Source organism: Enterobacter nematophilus (genome assembly GCF_026344075.1).
Taxonomy (GTDB): domain Bacteria; phylum Pseudomonadota; class Gammaproteobacteria; order Enterobacterales; family Enterobacteriaceae; genus Enterobacter; species Enterobacter nematophilus.
This window is the reverse complement of sequence record NZ_JAPKNE010000012.1, coordinates 40,689-61,153: the sequence shown is the minus strand read 5'-3', so window position 1 is coordinate 61,153 and position 20,465 is coordinate 40,689. Positions and strand designations below refer to the sequence as shown.

Genomic DNA, 20,465 nt, shown 5'->3' with positions numbered 1-20,465 from the left:
CAAAGAATGTCTGCAAACAAACTCGCCAGCAGCGCGCAGGGCCTGCAATCATCTGCCATCCGTGAATTATTAAAACATAGCAAAATGGCGGGCGTGATTTCGCTGGGCGGCGGTATTCCCAATCCGGACCTGTTCGATCGCGAAGGGCTTAAAATTGCCGCCGATGCCGTGTTGTCACAGCATTTTGGCGAGGCGTTCCAGTATGGCCTGACGGAAGGCGTACCGGGGCTGCGCGAGGAAATTAAACGCATTTGCGAGGGGCGCGGCATCGCCTGTAAAGCCGATGACGTGGTCATTACTTCCGGCTCTCAACAATCTCTGGACGTGCTGGCGCGCGCGTTAATCAATCCTGGCGATACGGTTGTCGTTGAACGTCCAACCTATCTTGCCGCGCTGCAGGTCTTTGGCCTGGCGCAGGCGAATTTTGAATCCGTCGGCACCGACGGCGACGGCATGAAGGTCGATGAACTTGAGGCGCTGGTGGCGAAGAAAACCATCAAGGCGGTTTATATCGTTCCAACCTTTGGTAACCCCGGCGGCGTAACGCTTTCCGAAGCGCGCCGTAAACAGCTGGTGGAATTATCAAAGCGCTATGATTTCGTGATTATCGAAGACGATCCGTACAGCGAAATTAACTACACCGACGACGTGTTCCGCCCGCTGATTGCCCATGCGAAAGATATCGGCAATGAAGATAACGTGGTGTACACCTCTACCTTCTCCAAAATCCTCGCGCCGGGCACCCGCGTAGGCTGGGTGCTGGTGCCGGAGTGGCTGAAGCGCGCGGTGGTGAACCTCAAGCAAACCACCGATCTGCACACCAGCACGCTGTCCCAGCTGATGACCTATGAGTACCTGAAAACCGGGCGTCTGGCGAACCAGATTAAAACGATCCGCGAGGCCTATCGCCAGAAATACCAGACGTTTGCAACGGAACTGGAAGCCGAGCTGGGCGATGTGATGTCTTTCCACAAGCCTAAAGGCGGCATGTTTCTGTGGGCAAAAATGAACAACGGCATGAATACGACGAAATGGCTGGAAAAAACCTTAAGCAACGGCGTGGTGTTTGTACCGGGCGAGTTCTTCTACTGCAACGAACCGGACCAGACAACGCTGCGCATGTCATTCGTCACTCCAACGGATGAGCAGCTGAAAGAAGCGGTTCGACGCCTGAAGATCTCGCTGTAAATACGAGTAAAACCCGGTGCGGTCAATATCGTACCGGGGAAAACGACCACTCAGGCCACATCCGGCTGTCCCGATTTCCTTTTTGCCATAATTTCCGCGACCGTCTTTATACGGCTCAATTCTTCCTGAGTCCGGGAATTGGTCTGTGCTTCCCAGATGTCGACGTTTAGCTGCAGGTTCAACCAGAATTCAATGGTGGTATCAAACGCCTTGGCCAGTCTGATTGCCATATCGGCCGTCAGTTTACGGTTATTATTAACGAGAGCACTGATGGTGTTACGGTGCACGTTAAGCATCTCCGCGAGATCGCTAATTTTCAGATTGAGCGGCTCAAGATATTCATACTGCAACACATCGCCCGGCGTGGTGGGTTTGCGTAGAGCCTGTTGAAGAGTCATAGGTAATGCCTCATTTGTATGGCGTGTACTTGTGCGGAGAGAGGTAGAGATCGTCTGCTTTGCCCTCTGACCACCTGAATACCAACCTGTATTGCCTGTTCACGCGAATCGCAGAGTACCCTGCAAGAGGGGGATTCAGCGATTCATACATATTGCCTGGTGGGGATCTCAGCTCCCGGTGCGAAGTGGCAGCGTTGATCATATCCAGCTTCCTCGCTAAGGCTGATTCAAGGCTTGAAGGGATCACATTGCTTGATTTCCCATACAGAAAAAAATCCTTAAGCCATTGATCACGAAAATGATTAATCATAGTGCTTATGAGCTCCAGTCCATGAAGCTATGTGGATAGTAATGCACTCTTGCACAGTGCGCAAGTGCGTTTTTGATTGGCAGCTATGTTACCCGGATGCAGGCTGAAGGAAAGCGTAAGGCCTCATTAAAAGCGGTTTCTTCGAGGCGGATTCCAGAAAAGAAGTATTGTGGTGTGGGGGCACAGGGCTGAGGAATCCCCACAAATTAATGCGAGCAGCGAACCATCCCCTCGCCCCTTTGGGGAGAGGGTTAGGGTGAGGGGAAAGATCGCAGCAGCCGTCCGGCGATTGACTATCGCTCCCTCAGCGCCTCCTTCGCCCGGTTAAACGGCTTGATCAGATAATCCAGCACCGTTTTTTCACCGGTCTTGATGTCCACCGTGGCAATCATCCCCGGCACGATCGAGAAGTGCCTGCCCGCCTTATTCACCAGGTAATCCTGGCTGGTGCGGATAAACACCCGGTAATAGAACACCTCCGGCTTGGCTTCGTCCTGAATGGTGTCCGGCGAAATGGTCTCCACCACCCCGTGCAGCCCGCCGTAGATGGCATAATCGTAGGCGGTGATCTTCACCAGCGCCTCCTGGTTCGGGTGGATAAAGGCGATATCGCGCGGGGAGAGGCGGGTTTCAATCAGCAAATGATCGTCAACCGGCACAATCTCCATCAGCTCGCCGTTGGGCGGGATCACGCCGCCGATGGTGGTGACCTTGATGTTTTTCACGATCCCGCGCACCGGGGATTTTACCGTCAGTCGGGTGACGGAATCCTCGCGGCCTTTCAGGATCGCTGAGACCATATCTACCTCGGCGTTGGCCTTGGATAACGCCTCGCGCGCCTGAACGTAATACTGGGAACGCACGTCGGTGAGCTTCAGCTCCAGGTCGCTTTTCTGCCGCTGCAGGCGGAGCACTTCCACGTGGCTGGCGGCGCCGGTTTTTACCAGCCGCTGGGTGATCGCCAGCTCTTTGTTTGCGAGATCCAGCGCTGCACGCAGTTCACGCTGCGTGTCCTCAAGCTGCGCGCGGCGCGAGTTGTAGAGCCGCGTTTCGGCGGCGGTCAGTTCGGTCCATTTCTCCAGCGAAGGCGGAAACTTCAGCGGCAGATCGTTGACCTCGGCGTACAGACGCGCGCTGGAGGCCAGCGACGCGCGGTAGCGCGCCGCGCTTTCGCCGACGTTCGATTCGGAACGCGTCGGATCCAGCCGCGCCAGCACCTGTCCGGCCTGCACCTGATCGCCCTCGTGAACGTTCAGCTCGGTGAGGATCCCCCCGTCCAGCGACTGCAATACCTGCTCGCGCGAGCTGGGGATCACTTTTCCGGTTCCCGTTGAGACTTCATCCAGCATCCCAAACCACGCCCAAACGCCCAGCGCCACAAACATCAGCAGCGAGAAGATCACGATCCGCCGCGCGCCGGTATAGCCGCTTTCGGAGTCGAGCGCATTGTCCAGATCGTCCATCGCGGCCACGTCACGCTGACTGATTTTCATTTTTCCACTCCCGTCCGGTTGCTGCCTGCTGCTGTTGCTGCATGCGGCTGTTGTTCAACGCCTGCGCCTTTGGCGCGTCCATGACCAGCATCCCATCTTTCAGCACGACCACGCGCTCCACCAGCTCCAGCACCGGCACGCGGTGGGTGGCGACAACCAGCGTCCGGTTGCCGAGCCACGCCCCCAGGCGCTGGATAAATTCCCGCTCGGTGTGCTCATCAAGGGAGGCGGTCGGCTCGTCCATCAGCACGATATTCGGATCGCGCAGCAGCATTCGCGCCAGCAGGATTGACTGCCGCTGCCCGCCGGACAATCCCACGCCGTTCTCCATAATCGGGTAGTCCAGCCCCTTCGGCAGCTTCTGCACAAAGCTGGCCGCACCGCACATCTCCAGCACTTCGAAGATCTCTTCATCGGTGGCGCGCGGCATGCCGAGGGTGATGTTCTCGCGCAGGGTGCCGTAAAACAGCCGCGCGTTCTGGGTCATAAAGCCGACGTTGCGCCGCACGTCCGCCACGTCGAGATGCGGCAGGCTGAGGTTGTCGAGCCGCAGTTCGCCGCCCGCCAGATCCATTCCGCCCGCCATCGCCTGCAGCAGGGTGGATTTGCCCGCGCCGTTGCGCCCGAGGATCGCCACTTTCTCGCCCGGCCTGATCTCCAGACGGTTAATGCGCAGCGCCATGCGCGGATCTTCCGGGTGGTAGCGGAACTGCGCCTGCTCGAAGAGATAGTGTCCGCGCAGCACGTCCTGGCGGATCGGCGTCTCTTCACGCTGGTTCTCGGTCGGCAGCTGCATAATGCTGTCCAGCCCCTCTTTGGCGGCCTTTACCTGCTGCCAGCGGGCCAGCACGCCGCACAGCGTCGCCATTGGCGCGATCATCCGCGAGGCCAGCATTGAGGCGGCCACTACCGAACCGGTGGTTAAGGTGCCGTCAATCACCATCGGCGCGCCGACCACGATCACGGCGGCGTAGACCAGGCTCTGGACGGTCATCCCCCAGCTGATCAGGTTCTGCGTCAGCTCGCGGGTGCGCAGGCCGGATTCCGCGGTGATCTGGATATAGCTGTTCCACTGCTGCAAAAAGCGGTTCTCCGCCTGCATCAGCTTGATGTCCTCCAGCCCCTGCACGCTCTCCACCAGCACCGCGTTGCGCAGGGTTGATTCATGGGCCGACTGCTTCGCCAGCTCCGCCAGCTTCTTTTGCAGCAGCAGGCCCGGCAGCACCATGATTACCGCCGCTACCGGGGCGATCCACGCCAGCTGCGGCGCGATGATCGCCAGCACCACCACAAACAGGAAGAAGAAGGGCAGATCGACAATCGTCGAGATGGTGGAGGAGGTGACCATCTCGCGGATCTGCTCCAGCTCGCGCAGCTGGGAGATAAAGCTGCCGGTGGAGCGCGGAATGGCGCTGTGGCGCAGCCGCAACGCGTGCCCAAACACGCGATCCGAGACGCGCAGATCCGAGCGTTTGCCCAGCAGATCCATAATGTGCCCGCGCGCGACGCGCAGCACAAAGCCAAACAGGGTGGCGATCAGCACCCCGATGGTCAGCACGTAGAGCGTCGGGTAGGACTGGGCGGGTATCACCCGATCATACACCTGCATGGAAAAGACGATGCCGGAGAGGGAGAGCACGTTGATAAACAGCGCCGCCAGCATCACCCAACTGTAGGGGCGCAGGTCGCGCATCACCAGCCGGTAGAGCCAGTCCGGGCGGTACTTTGAGATGTAGGCGTCCACGCGGCTGTCCTTGAGCGCCGCCAGCGGACGCAGGGCGATGACGTGGCGGATGGCGGGCAACATCGCGCTCATCGACAGGCGGTTGGTGTACGTCTTGTCGTCGAAAAAGCTGACCTCAAGCGTGTCCTCTCCGTCGAAATTTTCAATCACGCCGATTTTTCCATCGTTCAGCGCCACCACCACCGGCAGACGCCAGCTGTTGATCGACTGCTGATCGGCCGTCAGCAGCTGGAACGTCAGCCCGGCTTCACGGGCAAGCTGAGTCAGGGCGGGGACCATCGGTTTGCCTTTCAGCCACGGCGCGCCCGCGACGAGCGAGCCTGGCGAACAGGCAACGCGGTAGCGCGTGGCGACAAAGCCAAACGCCTGAGCCCACTGCTCCAGCGCCTCATCCGTCATCGTTTCCCCCTGCGGGATGTCGCGTTGCTTCATGGCTGGATCTCCACGGTCTGGATGGTGCGGTTATCAAGATCGAACGCATGACGCAATTGCCCGGTGTTATAGAGGCAGTTGAGCTGCAGCTGGTGCAGCTGACCGAGGGTCTGCTGCTGGGTAAAGCGTGCCTGATAGACCTCCTGCTCGGCGTTAAGCACGTCAAGCAGCGGGCGCGAGCCGAGATCGAGATACTGTTGCTGATAGAGCTCGCGGGTGCGGGCGCTGAGCGCCTCCTGGCGGCCCTGAATTTGCAGCGTGCTTTGCAGGCTCATCACCTGGCTGCGGGCCTCCAGCAGCTTCTGGCGGACATCGAGGCGCGTGCGCTGAATGGTCGACTGCGCCGCTTCCACCGCGTGCCCGGCGGCGTTGCGTCGGGCGGTGAGCCCGCCGCCCTGGTAGAGCGGCATCTGGACTTTCACCCAGGCGGAATACTGGGTGCGATCCCGCGTTTCGTTGCCCGCGTAGCTATCGTTCAGGTAGTGACGGACTTCCGGCTCCAGCGAGACGGTTGGCGTCATCTGCGCGTCGGCGTAGTCGAGGTTGGCCTGCGCGACGTTCGCCTGTGCCCTGGCGGCGAGGACCGCAGGCACCAGACGATCGTCCGGCTCGGCGATATCGCAGCTGCGGGCCAGCTTCTGCGGAAAATCATTGCTGATTTCGTTCAGGCTGTTCCAGCCGAGAAAGCTCATTAGCGTGGCGCGGGCGCTGTCGAGGCTGGCCTGATACTGCATCAGCTGGGCGCGCGCGCCTTCAATGCGCGCGTCGGTTTGCACCACGTCAGAGAGCGAGGTGGCCCCTTCGTCGTTACGCAGGCGGGTCAGCTTGCCAATTGAGGAGAGGGCGTCGAGCTGCTCTTTGGCGGTGTCGACCATCTGCTGCAGGGTTTGCACCTGCACCATAGCGATGGCGGTATCGTGGGCGATGGTGTCGATGCTGACCAGCACGTTGGCCTGCTGCTGGGCGACCCCGGCGTTTTCGGCCCGCACCTGGCTTGCCACTTTGCCGAAGTCGTAGAGCATCTGTGAAAGAGAGAGCACCAGCGACGGCGTGAAGCCGTTCTGATCGCCATCGTGGGAATACCCGTTGTCCATGCCGGCGTTAATTTGCGGATAGTATTTCGATTTTGCGACGTCGACCTCTTCGTTCTGTTCGTAGAGTTTGCCCACGGCTTCCGCGATCGCCGGGTGCCAGGTGACGGCGCGGTTGACGGCCTCGCCAAGCTGTAGTGAACCGGGAGCGGCTTTGCCTGTCAGCGGGGCGACGCGGCCATTCAGTGAGGGGAGTTCCTGCGTTTCGCGGAGCTGTCCGGTATTGATGGTTGCCGCCGGGTTTGCCGCGATGGCGGGTACAGATATCAGGCAGCACGAGAGCCACCAGTAAGGCATCTTTATTCCCATGTCTTGTCCCTAATAAAAAAGTACAGCTTTATTATTTATGCCCGGGCGCTGTGCGCGCCCGGGTTAGGTACTACAGGTGCTATCAGGTAATGATGTGTTGCTGGTTCACAAGCTCGTCGTAGGTGGTTTGCACGTTATCAAGCGTAACGAGTGCAGTATTAGTGTAGGTGCTCCCTGCACCGTCACGGTCGATGGAGATCACAGTGTTGCTACCGCTTTGCGTGACATTGATATAATTCCCCAGCGAGGCGGTATTTCCGTCCCAGCCCACCAGCAGATCGCCAATGTCGATCTTGTCTCCCTGCGCCAGGGAGAAGTTTGTCCAGTGGTCGCCGCCGGCGGTGGTGATGTTGCCCCCCGTCGCGTTGCCCGCCGTGCTGTTCAGCACCTGATAAATCAGCGTGTCGCCGTAGGCCGTACCGCTAATCACATCGTTATGCTCCGAACTGATAAATTTCGGCGCCATGTTGATGGTCAGCGACGCGGAGTCCGTGGTGCCGTTGGCATCGGTCAGGGTGTAGTTAAAGACCTCCTTCGTGGTAATGGTAGAGAGCGATATCCCCGGGTTGAGCGTGTAGGTGTAGCTGCCGTCTGCGGCAATCGCCAGCGTGCCGTAGTGGCCCGTAATGTTCACCTGCGTGCTGCCGGTGTACGGATCCAGCGTAGTGGTGACGCCGTCGTAGCCGGTAATGCTCACGCGGGTATCGACCGAGTGCAGCTGATCCAGTGTCCCTGCGGAATCGGTGCCGTCGAAAATGTTGCCGTCAACGGTGTGGGTGCCCGTGGCGTCGAACTGCGACAGCGAGTAGCTGGTGCCGGTAACGCTTGGGGTGATGGTGATATTTCCTACTCCCAGCGGCCCCATTCTGCCGGTATAGCTCAGGGTGTAGGTCCCCGCCTCCAGGTCGAGACCCGTCAGGTTGACCGTTGCCGTGCCGCCCAGCAGCAGCCCGCCGTTGAACGAGCCGGTTCTGACGGTGGTGGCGCCGTTGGTCAGCGTCCAGTCAACCGTCAACCCTGTCAGCGTCAGCAACGAGGCGACGTTAAACGACAGCACCACGTTGTGCAGCGCGGTATTGGCATCCACCACGAAGGTACCGGTGCCGGAGCCCTGCGTAGAAGTGAGCAGCGCGGCGTTCCAGCTCGCCGACCCGACGGTAGTATCCGAGTACGCAGCGGTGTGGTGTACCGACGTCACGTCCATCGCGGTGCTGACATCATTCACCGCATCCATCGGCTTCGCGGTTGGGGTGATGTTGAGCGAAGCCGTGTCTTTCGTGCCGTCCGGCGCGGTAATGGTGTAGACGAAGGTATCCGGCGTGCTGATGTGGTCAACGCCGACGCCGCTGTTCAGGGTGTAGGTGTACTCCCCGGCCGCGTTGATGCTCAGCGTACCGTACTCGCCGGTAATGTTCGTCAGACCGCTGCTGTTCACCGCTACGCCGTTAACTTCGGTCACCAGCGTGCCGACTGGCGCAATATCATCCGTCAGAACATCTCCGGTGGTGCTCGCGCTGACGCTCGCTACGCTGTAGACATGATCCTGCAGCACGTCCAGCGTGTAGGCCGTCAGGGCGGTGATCCCCGCAGCCGTATTCAGCAGGAACAGGTACTCACCGGCCGGCAGCTGCAGCGTCAGCTGAGGCGAGGTGCCGCCCAGCAGCGGCGCGCGCAGCCAGCCTGGTTCAACGCGCATCTGCTCGAAGGTCTGCGTCGCGTTGTTGAACTTGTAGATGTACAGGTCGAACACCGATGCCAGGGCCACGCCGCCAACGGAAGCCTGGATGGTCATGGTGCGGGTGGTGCCTTCCTCCACGTTATAGATGATGGGGTTGGTCATATCGTCCAGCAGGTTCAGCCCCAGCGTGTTGCCGAGATTGATTCCCACCAGGGTAAAGCCGCCCTGGGAGGACGTACCGTTGTTAATCGCGTTGACGGTGGTATCGAAGGTCAGCGAGTTCGTGTCGTCAACCGCGACAATACCGCTGGTGGCGGTACCGGTGCCCAGCGCCAGCACCAGGTTTGCCGACGCGCTGACGCCGTTATGGGTGATGGTGTAGCTGAAGCTCTCCGTCCGGCCAATCACCGCTGCGCTGGTGTTGGTCAGATCGTAGGTGTAACTGCCGTCGCGGTTAATGGTCAGCGTACCGTACTGGCCCTGGATCACCGTGCCGTCGGCAGTGACGCTGGTGGTGACACCCTGCGCGTTAGTGACGGCCGTGACCGTTGCCCCGGCCGGAGCGTTGTCGCTGCCCGCGGTTGGGTCAACGTCGGTGATCACGTTACCGTCAAGGCTGGTGTCACCCGTGACGGTGCCCGGGCCGGTCTCTTTCACCGCCACGTCGAGGCTGGTGTAGGAGCCGGTCGCCAGCAGGTTGGTGTTATAGCTCAGCACGCGGTAGTTGCCGTCCGCCAGCCCGGTCAGGTTCAGCGAAACGCCAGTCGCCCCCAGGGTCAGCAGGTCGGCAAACTGCGGTTGCCCGGTATCGACTACGGTAGTCCAGGTGTTGTTCACGGTGTCAAAGCGCTGTACCACCAGCTCAAGGGTGTTGAGCAGAGAGAGCACGGCCCCCGTGGCGTTGGCGTTCACGACAATATCCGCGCTGCCGCCGCTGCCCACGGTGAAGTTCACCTGAGCGGTGTCATTACCGAGCAGCGTCAGGACGTTGCCCACGGCGCCGACCAGCAGGAAGCCGTAGTCGCTGTACTGGCTGTTGGTGACGGTGGCCGTGGTGCCGAGTTCCAGCTCTTCGACGTTATTGCTGGCGGAGAGCGGCACCACCGGCGCGAGCGCCGAGCCGGGCAGCGAGACGTTGCCCGCCGCGTCGGTGGCGGTGATTTGCAGCGTCTGGCCTTCGGTCTGCTTGTTAACGAAGGTGTAGCTGTACGTGCCGTTGCTGCCCGCTGTGGTGGTCACCGTCGAGCCGTCCGCGAGGCGGATAGTGACGGTGCTGCCCGCTTCAGCATTGCCGGTTAATACGCTACCGTCGGCGTTAAAGGTCCCGGTCGGGGCCGTTGGGGCGGTAAGATCGACGATAATCGTCGTTACGGCCGATGCCGGGCTGGTATTGCCTGCGGCATCGGTGGCCGTGGCGGTGAAGTTGTGGGTACCCTGCGTCAGCGTGGTGGTTTCCGGCAGCGTCCAGTTGCCGTTGGCATCGGCGGTGACGGTGCCCACCAGCGTGATGCCATCGTAGATCCGTACCGTCGCATTCGCTTCGGCGGTTCCGCTCAGCGCTGGACGCGTGTCGTTGGTCGGGTTGGCGCCGGTTACCGGGCCGATGACGCTGCCGACATCATCAATTACCGAGCTAATGACTGGCGCTGCCGGGGCAAGGGTATCGACGTTAATCGTGTACCCGGCGGTTGGCGCGCTGGCGTTGCCTGCGGTATCGGTGGCGGTAAAGGTCAACGTGTGCGGGCCGTTGCCCAGCGCCGGAGAAGGCGTAAAGCTCCATGCCCCACCGGTGGCGATTACGCTGCCAATCTGCACCCCGTTATCGAAGATTTTCACCGTCGATCCGGCTTCTGCCGTACCGCTGAGGGTTGGCTGCGCGTCGTTGGTTGTTCCACCGTCGGCGACTGGCGTTGCCGCGTTGCCGACGTCATCCAGGATGCTGGTGAGCACCGGCAGCGCTGGCGGCGCGGTGTCAATCGTCAGGCTGAAGCTGGCGGACGACGCGCTGATGTTGCCTGCGGCATCCGTGGCCTGCGCGGTGAAGCTGTGCGCCCCCTCTGTCAGCGCGGTATTGAGTAAGATATTCCAGCTGCCGCTGCCGTCAGCGGTGCCCGTCCCGACCAGCGTGGTTCCCTCATAGATATTCACGGTGGCAAACGGTTCGCTGGTGCCGACCAGCCGCGGTACGGTGTCGTCGGTCGTCTGCCCGGACGTGAGCGGCCCGGTAAGGGTTCCCACATCGTCAATCGCCTGGCTGATAACCGGCGCGGTAGGGGCCGTGGTATCGACAACCAGCGTAAAGCCCGGCGAGGCGGGGCTGATGTTCCCTGCCTCATCGGTCACCGTGGCGGTCCAGGTGTGGCTGCCCGCGGCCAGCGGTGTGGACGGGGTAAAGCTCCATGCGCCAGTACCGTCCGCCAGCGCGGTGCCGACCGGCTGACCGTTTTCATAGATAGTGACCGTGGCGTTGGCCGTCGCGGTGCCGCTCAGCGTTGGCGTGGTGTCGTCGGTGCTCTGCCCGGAAGTGAGCGGGGTTTGAATACTGCCCACGTTATCTGCCGCGGCTGAAATGACCGGCGCAGACGGCACGCCCGTATCCACCGTCAGGTTAAACGGTGCCGTTGCGGTGCCCGCGTTGCCCGCCGCGTCGGTGGCGTTGAAGGTGATGGCGTGCGGTCCGTCGGGCAGATCGGTCCCCGGCGTGAAGGTCCAGATGCCCTGGGCATTGACCACGGCGGTGCCAATTTCGTTGCCATCAACAATCACGTGCACCGTAGAGCCCAGGTCGCCCGTGCCGTTGAAGGTCGGACGCGCGTCGTTGGTGCTGTTACCCGACGTGAGCGTCCCCGTGGTCGGTGCGACATCGTCAATCACGCTGGTCACCACCGGCACGCCGGGGCCTGCGGTATCGACGGTGAAGGCGAAGACCGACGAGTTAGCCGAGGCGTTGCCCGCGGCATCCGTTGCGTACGCGCGCAGGGAGTAGCTGCCGTCGTCCAGCGGCGTGGTCGGGGTGAAGGACCAGTTGCCGGTTCCGTCGACGATCGCCGTCCCTAACTGCGTACCGTTATTCATGATGTAGATGGTGCTGCCTGCCTGTCCGGTGCCGCTAATCGTCGGGGTAGTGTCGTTGGTCGCCTGCCCGCTGGTGAGGTTGCCCGTGACGCCGCCAGGGACGTTATCACTCACCGTATCCAGCGTTGGAACCGTCGGCGCCGTCAGGTCAACCACCACGCTCCACGGGGCTGAGGCTTCGCTGACGTTGCCCTGCGGGTCGGTCGCCAGGACGGTGAAGCTGTGCGAGCCTTCGACAAGAGCGGTCTCTGGCGTAAAGCTCCACGCGCCGGTGCCATCAGCCGTAACCACGCCAATCTGGGTAGCGCCATCGAAAATGGTCACCACGCTGTTCGCGTCCGCCGTCCCCGAAAGGGTTGGCGTGGCGTCGTTCGTTTCGCTGCCGCTGGCTACCGGGGTCGCAGCATTGCCCACATTATCCGTTACGCTGGTGATGACCGGCGTGGTGGAAACGGAATCCACCACGAGGGTGAAGTCCGCCGAAGGACCGCTCTGATTCCCCGCCGGATCGGTCTCGCGGATGGTCAGAACGTTATTGCCTTCTGGCAGGACGGGCGTGGTGTAGCTCCAGGTGCCGGTATTGCCGACCACCACGCTGTCCAGCAGCACGCCGTTGTTGTAGATGGAGATGGTATCCCCCACAGCGCCGGTGCCGGAGAGGGTCGGCTGGCTGTCGTTGGTGGTCTGGCCGCTGGTCAGCGGCCCGGTGACAGGACCAACGTCGTCAATGACCGAGCCAATGGTTGGCGTACCCGGGGCGGTAAGGTCGACGGTGACGCTGGCCGCCGGAGAGCGGCCGCTGGTGGCACCGTTGAGGGTCGCGGTCACCTCGAAGGTGTGCAGCCCTTCGCCAAGCGCGGCTGGCGTATAGCTCCAGCTGCCGCTGCCGTCGGCGGTCACCGTTGTCAACGGCGTCGTGCTACCGTCCTGATAGATAGTAATCACGCTGCCCGCTTCGGCCGTACCGGTAAGCGTTGGCGTGGTGTCGTTGGTGGTTTTGCCTTTCACATCGCCAATGACCGGGTCCACGTCATCGACGATTGCCGTGATGACGGGTACCTGCGGCAGCTCAAGCGGCGAGTCGGTGACGATAAAAGGCACATCGGCGCTTGGATTGCCTGCGGCGTCCGTGGCGGTCACGGTCAGCGTGGTTGGATCCAGCTGCGCCGGGCTCAGCGCAATGGAGAAGCTGCCGTCGCTGCCGACAACGCCGGTACCAATGACCGCGCCACCGCTGTCCTTAACGGTAATGGTACTTCCCTCTTCGCCGGTACCGGTCAGCGGTGTTCCTGTTTCAGGCAGGCTCATGTTGCCCGGATCGGCCGGTGCGACGGTATCGACCGTCACGCTCAGCGGCGCTGAATCCCCGGAGGAATTACCCGCCGGATCGCTGGAAGATACGGTGAAGCTATGCGGACCCTCCGGCAGCGTCGCGTCGGCAGTCCAGCTCCAGGTGCCATCCGGCTGCACCGTTACCGGCACGGCAGATGGCGTGCCGTCTACGGAGACGATAACGGTAGTTCCCGGTTCACCGGTGCCGGTGAGGGTCGGCGTGCCGTCGTTCGTATACAGCACGTTGTTGGACAGCAGGCTGTTATCGACGGCGCTAATAGTGGGGATCTCAGGCGCAACGGTATCGAGCGTGACGGTAAAGACCGGGCTCAGCGCGCTGACGTTACCCGCCGCGTCAACACCCGCCACGGTAATGTTCAGCGGGCCGTCCGTTTGTGTTGGGAGAGTAAGGGTCCATTCTCCGTTAACCACAACCACGCGCCCCAGCTCGACGCCGTTGTTGTAGACGATCACCGTATCGCCAGTCGTGCCGGTTCCTCCGACGGTTGGTGTTGCATCTGTGATATAGCCATCGTCCGGCGCGCCGCCAACGGCGACAATCGCCGGGACATTCGGCGCTACGGTATCCACCGTGATCGTAATCGCCGGTGAAGCGTCAGAGACGTTGCCCGCTTCATCGGTGGCGGTGGCGGTATAGACGTGGCTGCCATCGCCAATATCATTTTCAGGACGCCAGCTCCAGTTGCCGCTGCTGTCTACCGTGACGGTGCCCACGATAGTCGGCGTGCCGTTAACGGTATCAGTGATGTTGATAACGTCATTCGCCGTACCGGTGCCGCTGAGGACCGGGCGCGGATCGTTGGTGGTTCCGCCGTCGGGAACGGGGCCGGTTATCTGGCTGACGCTGTCGGTAATCACCGGTGCTGCAGGTGCGACTGGCGCATCGGTATCAATGGTGATGGTGACCGGCTGGGACGGGGCGCTTTCGTTGCCCGTGCCGTCCATGTTAGTGACGGTCAGGGTAATGTCATAGGTGCCGTTAGGCAGCGGGGTGGCGGGCGTCCAGGTCCAGTTGCCGTTGCCGTCCACGAGCACATCATCAAGCTTGGTGCCGCCGTTGTAGATCGTCACGGTATCGCCCGGATTGCCGGTCCCGCTCAGGGTTGGCGTGGTGTCGCGGGTGGTTTCTCCCGGGTTCAGCGGCGTTTCTGTGCCGTCAGGATTGACGGTGATTGCCGGGATATCCGGCGTGGCTGGCGGAACAGTATCCACCGTCAGTTCAAACGGCGTTGAGATAGTGGTATTGCCCGCGGCATCCGTGGCATGCACCGTCAGCGTATGCTGGCCGTCGGTGAGCGGAATAACGGGGGTAAAGCTCCAGCCGCCGCTACCGTCGAGGGTCGCGGTGCCGAGCAGGGTGGTGCCGTCATAGACGGTGATCACCGTATCTGCCGGCGCGGTGCCCTGCAGCAGCGGCTGGGTGTCGTCGGTGGTGTCGCCGCTGGTGAGCGGCCCGTTAACGCCGCCGACGTCATCGGTTACGGTGGCGATAGTGGCCGCCGCTGGCGGCGTGGTATCGACGGTAAGGGTAAAGCTGCCTGATGCCTGGCTGGTATTACCCGCTCCGTCGGTGGTGACGGCGGTAAAGGTATAGGTCCCGTTAGCAAGCGGCGTGGCGGGGGTAAAGGTCCACGTGCCGTTGCTGTCGACCGGAACCGTGATGAGATCGACGCCGTCCTGGCGGATGGTGACGGTTGAGCCCGGCTCAGCGGTGCCGTTGATCGTCGGCGTGGTGTCGTTGGTGCTGTCGCCAGGATTGAGCGCGCCGAGGCGCTCTGGCACATCATCCACTACCTGGGTAATGACTGGCGCATCCGGGGAAACGCTGTCAATGATGATGCCCCAGCTGTTGGAGACGCCGCTAACGTTGCCCGCCGCGTCGGTCGCGACGGCGGTCAGAGTATGCGGGCCCTCGGCGATGGGAGCGTCCGGAGTAAAGCTCCACGCGCCGAGGCCATCGGCGACGGTCGTACCAATATCAACGCCGTCCACGCGGATGGTCACCGTGGCATTTGCGGCGGCGGTGCCGCTGAGCGTCGGGGTTGAATCGTTGGTGGTCTCATTGAGGTCGAGCGAGCCGGTACGTCCGGGAACATCGTCAACGACCTGCGTAATGACCGGGGCTTCCGGCGCAGTCCCGTCGACGATAATGGTCCACGCGTTCGATTGTCCGCTCGGGTTACCGGCGGCATCCGTTGCCGTCGCCGTCAGCACGTACGTACCATCGGCCAGCGGTGAGGGCGGCGTAAAGCTCCACAGGCCGGATGAGGGGACGGCCACCGTGCCGATAATATCGCTGCCGTTGAAAATCGTGATGGTCGAACCGGGTTCGCCCGTGCCGTTCAGGGTCGGTGCCCGGTCGTTGGTCAGCCCATTCTGGTCCACGGGACCGGTTGTGTTCAGCACGTCGTCAATCACCGACACGATAACCGGAGCCTGCGGAGGGGTGGCATCCGGCGCCGCCGCGGAGGTTGATGGCCCCGTGTTGCCCGCCGCGTCGGTGGCGTCTGCGGTCAGGACTTCGCCGTTGAGCTTAGGCGGGGTCAGCGTCAGGCTAAAGTTGCCCTCGCTGTCGGCCACCGGGGTGCCCAGGATAGCGTCGCCTTCACGGATGGTTACCGTGCTGCCAGGCTCGGCGGTGCCGGTGATGGTGCCGCCATCGTTCGACACGACGAGGTCGCCGGGGGCCAGCGGCGGCGTGGTGTCCACGGTGAAGATGATCGGCTCTGAGGCCGCACTCTGGTTTCCGGCGGCATCGGTTTCAACGACGGTTATCGAGTGCGTCCCGTCCGGGAGCGGGCCGTTCGGCGTGACGCTCCAGGTGCCGTTCGGCAGCACCGTCGTGGTGCCAACCACCACACCGTTATCGTAGATAGTGATTGTGCCACCTGGCTCGCCCGTTCCCGCCAGGATTGGCTTTGAAGCGTCGGTAGGCGTGCCTGCGGTTATGGTCCCTCTGATCGCACCCGTGTCGTCGGTCAGCACAATCGCGGTTGGCGTGGTCGGCGGGGTCAGATCCACGGTGAGGGTAAATACCGGCGAGGCCGGTCCGAGGTTGCCGGCGGCGTCGGTTGCCCGCACGGTAATCTGGTGGGTGCTTTCAGTCAGGTCAGCTGACGGCGTAAATGTCCAGGTGCCGTTGCTGGCGACGAGCGCCGTACCGATTGCGACTCCGCCGTCATAGATGGTCACGGTGGAGCCCGCCTCCGCGGTACCGCTGAGCTGCGGGCGTGGGTCGTTGGTGCTGCCGCCGTTAGTGACCGAACCCGTTTGAGGATCAACATCGTCCGTCACGCTGCCGATTGTCGGAGCATCGGGTGCGGTGAGATCCGGCGCCGTAATCGTTGTGCCCTGGCTGGTATTCCCGGCCGCATCCGTCGCGGTGGCGGTCACCTGTTCGCCGTTAGTCAGCGGAGTGCCGAGAGACACGGTAAAGTTGCCGTCACTGCCGGTTTTCCCGGTGCCAATGACGTTGCCGTTCGCGTCTTTCAGCGTGATGGTACTGCCCGGCTCGGCGGTACCGGTGACGCTTTTACCATCCGACGAGAACTGAAGGCTGGATGGTGCATTCGGCGGTGTTGTATCCGGGTTGGACGGATCGACCGGCGTGCCGGGAGGAGGGCTGCTGTTATCTCCATCGTCGTCGTCATCCCCACCGCCGCCGCCACTGGAGCTCGCCACCGCCGCGATGGCGCCAGCCGCGACAATGCCGCCCAGCGCCCATGGCCAGATGGCGGCACCCCCGGCATCGCTTCCGGATGCGGCCAGCAACGCGTCCGTAGACGCGATGGACTCGTACGTGGCGGCCCCGGTAGGATCTTCAATCCACCATAACGCACCGTCACTCTCCTGGAGCACCAGCTGGCTTACGCCCTGCGCATCGGTGACGTAGAAATTTTTAAGAGTGATCACTTCCCCTGAGTGCAGGGTCACCACCAGATCGTTACCGCTTCGCGCGAAGTGGGAGACATCGGCTCGCTCTACATGAAGCTCAACGATAGAGGAATGGCTCAGCGTAACCTGTGTGCCTTCCGTAGTCGTTTCCACGCCAGTGAGTTTTGATATAACAGAGATTTGGCTCATTTAGGTATTACTCCAGCAGAGTTATCGTGAACGACGAGCAAGACGAGCCATCTCTGGAGAAGGTAAAGGGCGCCCCCGGCGGAGTTACTGTTTATTAAACAGTACTCACCGTCTTTTTTAGAGCGAACGATGCCCGCCAGGATTCAGAGTGGCAACATCAGAGCGAATGTAATTACTTATCAAAAAGAATGTTTGCTATGCGTATTTTGTGCCTTATAAAACCCTGTAATTAATAGAGGATTTTGTTTTGAGGATATAAAAATGATATAGCCAGAAAACGGTGAATGTGCAAATTAAGCTTTCGTAAATAAAGGGGTAAGTCGTAAAGAGGGCATTAATTTATTGATGGGAGTTATGTATTGCTTTTATTGTGCTGTTGTTTTTATTGGGTTTTTTGTTTTAAATTTACGTTTTTTATTTATGCATTAGATGTAATTCAATAATTGGTAGTGACGTTTGTTGACGTAATTAAAAATGTTATTATTTAAACCTGCTTAAACGTCGTTTAAGTTAGGGTAACATTTTTGATGTAGGATATATTATATTAATGATGATTTAAAATATATTCTTATAGGGCGTTGGAATTCTGCTACTGCGAACGGAAATATAATAACCTGCTTTATTTTCAATGCGGTTCATTCATTAACCTGGTACTGAGGTCGAAAAAATATGAACATGGGGATCGGCAGCCGGACGTTTGCATTAAGACCCTCTGTTCGAAGCAATAAAAAGGGCCGCTAGCGCGGCCCTGAGGTGAGTGTGTCGGTTATTCAGTGACTTTCTTTTCCAGCTCGCTGGCACCTTCTTTGGTTTTGTTCCAGCCTTTCTCAGCGCCTTCTTTAGTGGCATCCCATCCTTTCTCGGTGCCTTCTTTGGTTTTATGCCAGGCTTTCTGGGAATCTTCGCTGACTTTGCTGCCAAAGCTTTCGCTCTTGCCTTCCGCAGCATGCTGCTGTTTCAGCTTCAGCTCTTCGCCTTTGTTCTGCTCTTCGTGCAGTTTTTGCTTCGCTTCGTTGGCGTTTGCGTTCGCCGCAGCGACGGTATCGTCAGTTGCATGTGTGGTCGCAGCAAATACTGGGGAAGCCAGCAGAACGGCAGATAATGCGATAATTGTTTTTTTCATAATATCCTCATTTAACGTTATCGGTTATGAGCGTGATTCAGCATGGCACAGACGAAGCGGGGTGGCTTTAGGAAAAAACTGTAATGAGATCAAAGTCTGCTGGCGAGCGCCCCCTGGCTTGAGGATCACCCGAAGGATAAAAACCCCATTTCAACGAGGGCCGCAAGGGTCAGCAGAATAAAGAAAATAACGACCATGGGTCTGTACATTTTTTAAGGCTCCATCCTTGTGTGATGTCTTGTCCAGCGTACGGGATACATCGTTAAGCCATCCCCGGCGCGACATATCCCCTGAGTGAAGTGTGTCCGTTTTTACTTTTCCATGGGGGGAGGGCGGTGTCGTTGATGTTTATCAAAGGGCGGCGGCAGGGTAAGGAAAATCTGCATGAAAGGGTCTGCGCCCTGTTAGCGTTGAACAGTTTGCGCTGCCGCTGGCTGTCGCCACTGGCGGACGTGCTCGATCAGGGCTCTTAGCTTGGGGGCCATATTGTGACGCTGGGGGAAATAGAGATAAAAGCCGGGAAAAGAGGGAAGAAACGTATCCAGCAGGGCAACAAGCTCCCCCGATTCAATATACGGTGTGAATGTATCCTCCGTGGCCAGGGTTATGCCGCCGCCGGCCAGTGCCAGGCTGAGCATGAGGCGCAGATCGTTGGTGGTGATCTGCGGTTCAATCGCCACATCGAAGGGAACGCCCGCCTCCACAAATTCCCAACGATAGGGGGCAACGTCCGGGGCAGGGCGCCAGCCGATACACCGGTGAGTAACCAGCTCGCGGGGGTGCTCAGGTATGCCGTGAGCCGCCAGATAGGACGGCGAAGCCACCACCCTCTCACGCTGCTGGCCCGTAAGGGGAACGGCGATCATGTCTTTTTCGATAACTTCACCCAGCCTTACCCCGGCGTCATAGCCCGCCGCCACGATATCGAACTCCTCATCCGACACGAAGATATCAAGCGATACCGCAGGATGCGCAGCCGCAAACGACGCGAGCAGCGGGCCAGAGAGAAACGCTTCCGCAATTGAGGTGACCGCGATTCTGAGCTGGCCGCGCGGTGTGGTGTCCGACGCGACGTTTTCAAAGGCCGCTTCAATATTGGCGACGGGGCCCTGCAACGATTTACGCAGCCGTTCACCTGCTTCAGTGAGGCTTACCGAGCGCGTGGTGCGCATCACCAGCAGGGTTTGAAAACCATCTTCAAGACGTCTAATCCCCTGACTGACAGCGGAGCGGGTTATGCCCAGCCGCACGGCGGCAGCGCTGAAGCTGCGCTCCTCGGCGACCGCCAGAAAAACGGGTAACAGATTGAGATCGATTTTCATTGTTTAACATTGCTAACCAGTGAGTCCAGTAAAGGCAGGATACAAGAAACAATGATGAGTATCTATTATCACGTTGAACTCAACTGAAGGAGCAAAATATGAACAAAGTCATTTTAATTACCGGTGCATCAAGCGGTATCGGAGAAGGTATTGCCAGAGAGCTGGGCAAGGCAGGCGCGAAGGTTTTCCTGGGCGCTCGCAGGCTGGATCGCATCAACGCCCTGGCTGCTGAAATCCGCAGTGCAGGGGGGGAAGCACAGGCCGCAGTCTTAGACGTTACCAGCCGCCAGTCGATGGCTGACTTCGTGCAGACAGCGCGTGAAAAATGGGGCCGCATTGACGTGCTGATTAACAACGCGGGCATCATGCCTCTTTCTCCGCTTTCGGCAGGGAAGCAGGATGAGTGGGAGCGCACCATTGACGTCAATATCAAGGGCGTGCTGTGGGGAATAGGCGCCGTTCTGCCGATTATGGAAGCCCAGGGCTCGGGACAAATCATTAATATCGGCTCGATTGGTGCCTTGTCCGTTGTGCCCACGGCTGCCGTCTACTGTGCGACCAAATTCGCCGTACGGGCGATTTCGGATGGTTTACGTCAGGAAAGTTCGAACATCCGCGTGACCTGCGTTAACCCTGGGGTAGTGGAAAGCGAACTGGCCTCGACCATTACGCACCCGGAAACCATGGCGGCGATGGACGCGTATCGTGCTATTGCCCTCAAACCTGCTGATATTGCCCGCGCCGTGCGCCACATCATCGAGGCGCCTGAGAGTGTCGATACAACAGAAATCACGATCAGACCGACGGCATCTGCGAACTAACGTCGCGGATGAAAATTAGCGGGTCAGGCATTGCCTGACCCGCTT

Annotated in this window: 10 protein-coding genes; 2 read left to right on the top strand and 8 right to left on the bottom strand. The window is 60.1% G+C overall.

Going from position 1 to position 20,465, the window contains the following annotated elements; translation table 11 throughout:
* Positions 1–6: 6 nt before the first annotated feature.
* Complete coding sequence (locus OSH03_RS20740) at positions 7–1,188, top strand: aminotransferase-like domain-containing protein (protein WP_266179977.1); 1,182 nt, start codon at positions 7–9, stop codon at positions 1,186–1,188.
* 50 nt (positions 1,189–1,238) lie between these two features.
* Here OSH03_RS20740 and OSH03_RS20735 read toward each other — a convergent pair whose 3' ends face one another.
* The 8 genes from OSH03_RS20735 to OSH03_RS20700 all read right to left on the bottom strand — a co-directional run bounded on the left by OSH03_RS20735 (position 1,239) and on the right by OSH03_RS20700 (position 19,599).
* Positions 1,239–1,586 carry a HigA family addiction module antitoxin gene (locus OSH03_RS20735; protein WP_266179975.1) on the bottom strand — a complete coding sequence of 116 codons (348 nt, stop codon included), beginning with the start codon at positions 1,584–1,586 and terminating at the stop codon, positions 1,239–1,241.
* Between the two features lie 10 nt (positions 1,587–1,596).
* Positions 1,597–1,896 (bottom strand): type II toxin-antitoxin system RelE/ParE family toxin, encoded by a 300-nt coding sequence (locus OSH03_RS20730; RefSeq protein ID WP_048957972.1) that lies wholly within the window; start codon positions 1,894–1,896, stop codon positions 1,597–1,599.
* Between the two features lie 293 nt (positions 1,897–2,189).
* On the bottom strand, positions 2,190–3,359 hold the full coding sequence (locus tag OSH03_RS20725) for a beta-barrel domain-containing protein (protein ID WP_151412901.1): 1,170 nt from the start codon (positions 3,357–3,359) through the stop codon (positions 2,190–2,192).
* A 10-nt stretch (positions 3,360–3,369) separates the two neighbouring features.
* Complete coding sequence (locus OSH03_RS20720) at positions 3,370–5,565, bottom strand: type I secretion system permease/ATPase (RefSeq protein ID WP_266179974.1); 2,196 nt, start codon at positions 5,563–5,565, stop codon at positions 3,370–3,372.
* A complete protein-coding gene (locus OSH03_RS20715; protein WP_266179973.1) occupies positions 5,562–6,965 on the bottom strand; it encodes a TolC family outer membrane protein in 1,404 nt (467 codons plus the stop codon). Before OSH03_RS20715 ends, OSH03_RS20720 begins: the two co-directional genes overlap by 4 nt.
* An 82-nt stretch (positions 6,966–7,047) precedes the next feature.
* Complete coding sequence (locus tag OSH03_RS20710) at positions 7,048–17,154, bottom strand: BapA/Bap/LapF family large adhesin (RefSeq protein ID WP_266179972.1); 10,107 nt, start codon at positions 17,152–17,154, stop codon at positions 7,048–7,050.
* Positions 17,155–17,920: 766 nt separating this feature from the next.
* Positions 17,921–18,277: a hypothetical protein gene (locus tag OSH03_RS20705; RefSeq protein WP_028014145.1), complete on the bottom strand. Its 357-nt coding sequence runs from the start codon at positions 18,275–18,277 to the stop codon at positions 17,921–17,923.
* A 404-nt stretch (positions 18,278–18,681) separates the two neighbouring features.
* Positions 18,682–19,599 (bottom strand): LysR family transcriptional regulator, encoded by a 918-nt coding sequence (locus OSH03_RS20700; protein ID WP_266179971.1) that lies wholly within the window; start codon positions 19,597–19,599, stop codon positions 18,682–18,684.
* Positions 19,600–19,697: 98 nt separating this feature from the next.
* Between OSH03_RS20700 and OSH03_RS20695 the strand changes: the two genes are divergently transcribed.
* Positions 19,698–20,420 carry an SDR family oxidoreductase gene (locus OSH03_RS20695; RefSeq protein ID WP_266179970.1) on the top strand — a complete coding sequence of 241 codons (723 nt, stop codon included), beginning with the start codon at positions 19,698–19,700 and terminating at the stop codon, positions 20,418–20,420.
* The last annotated feature ends 45 nt before the right edge of the window (positions 20,421–20,465 follow it).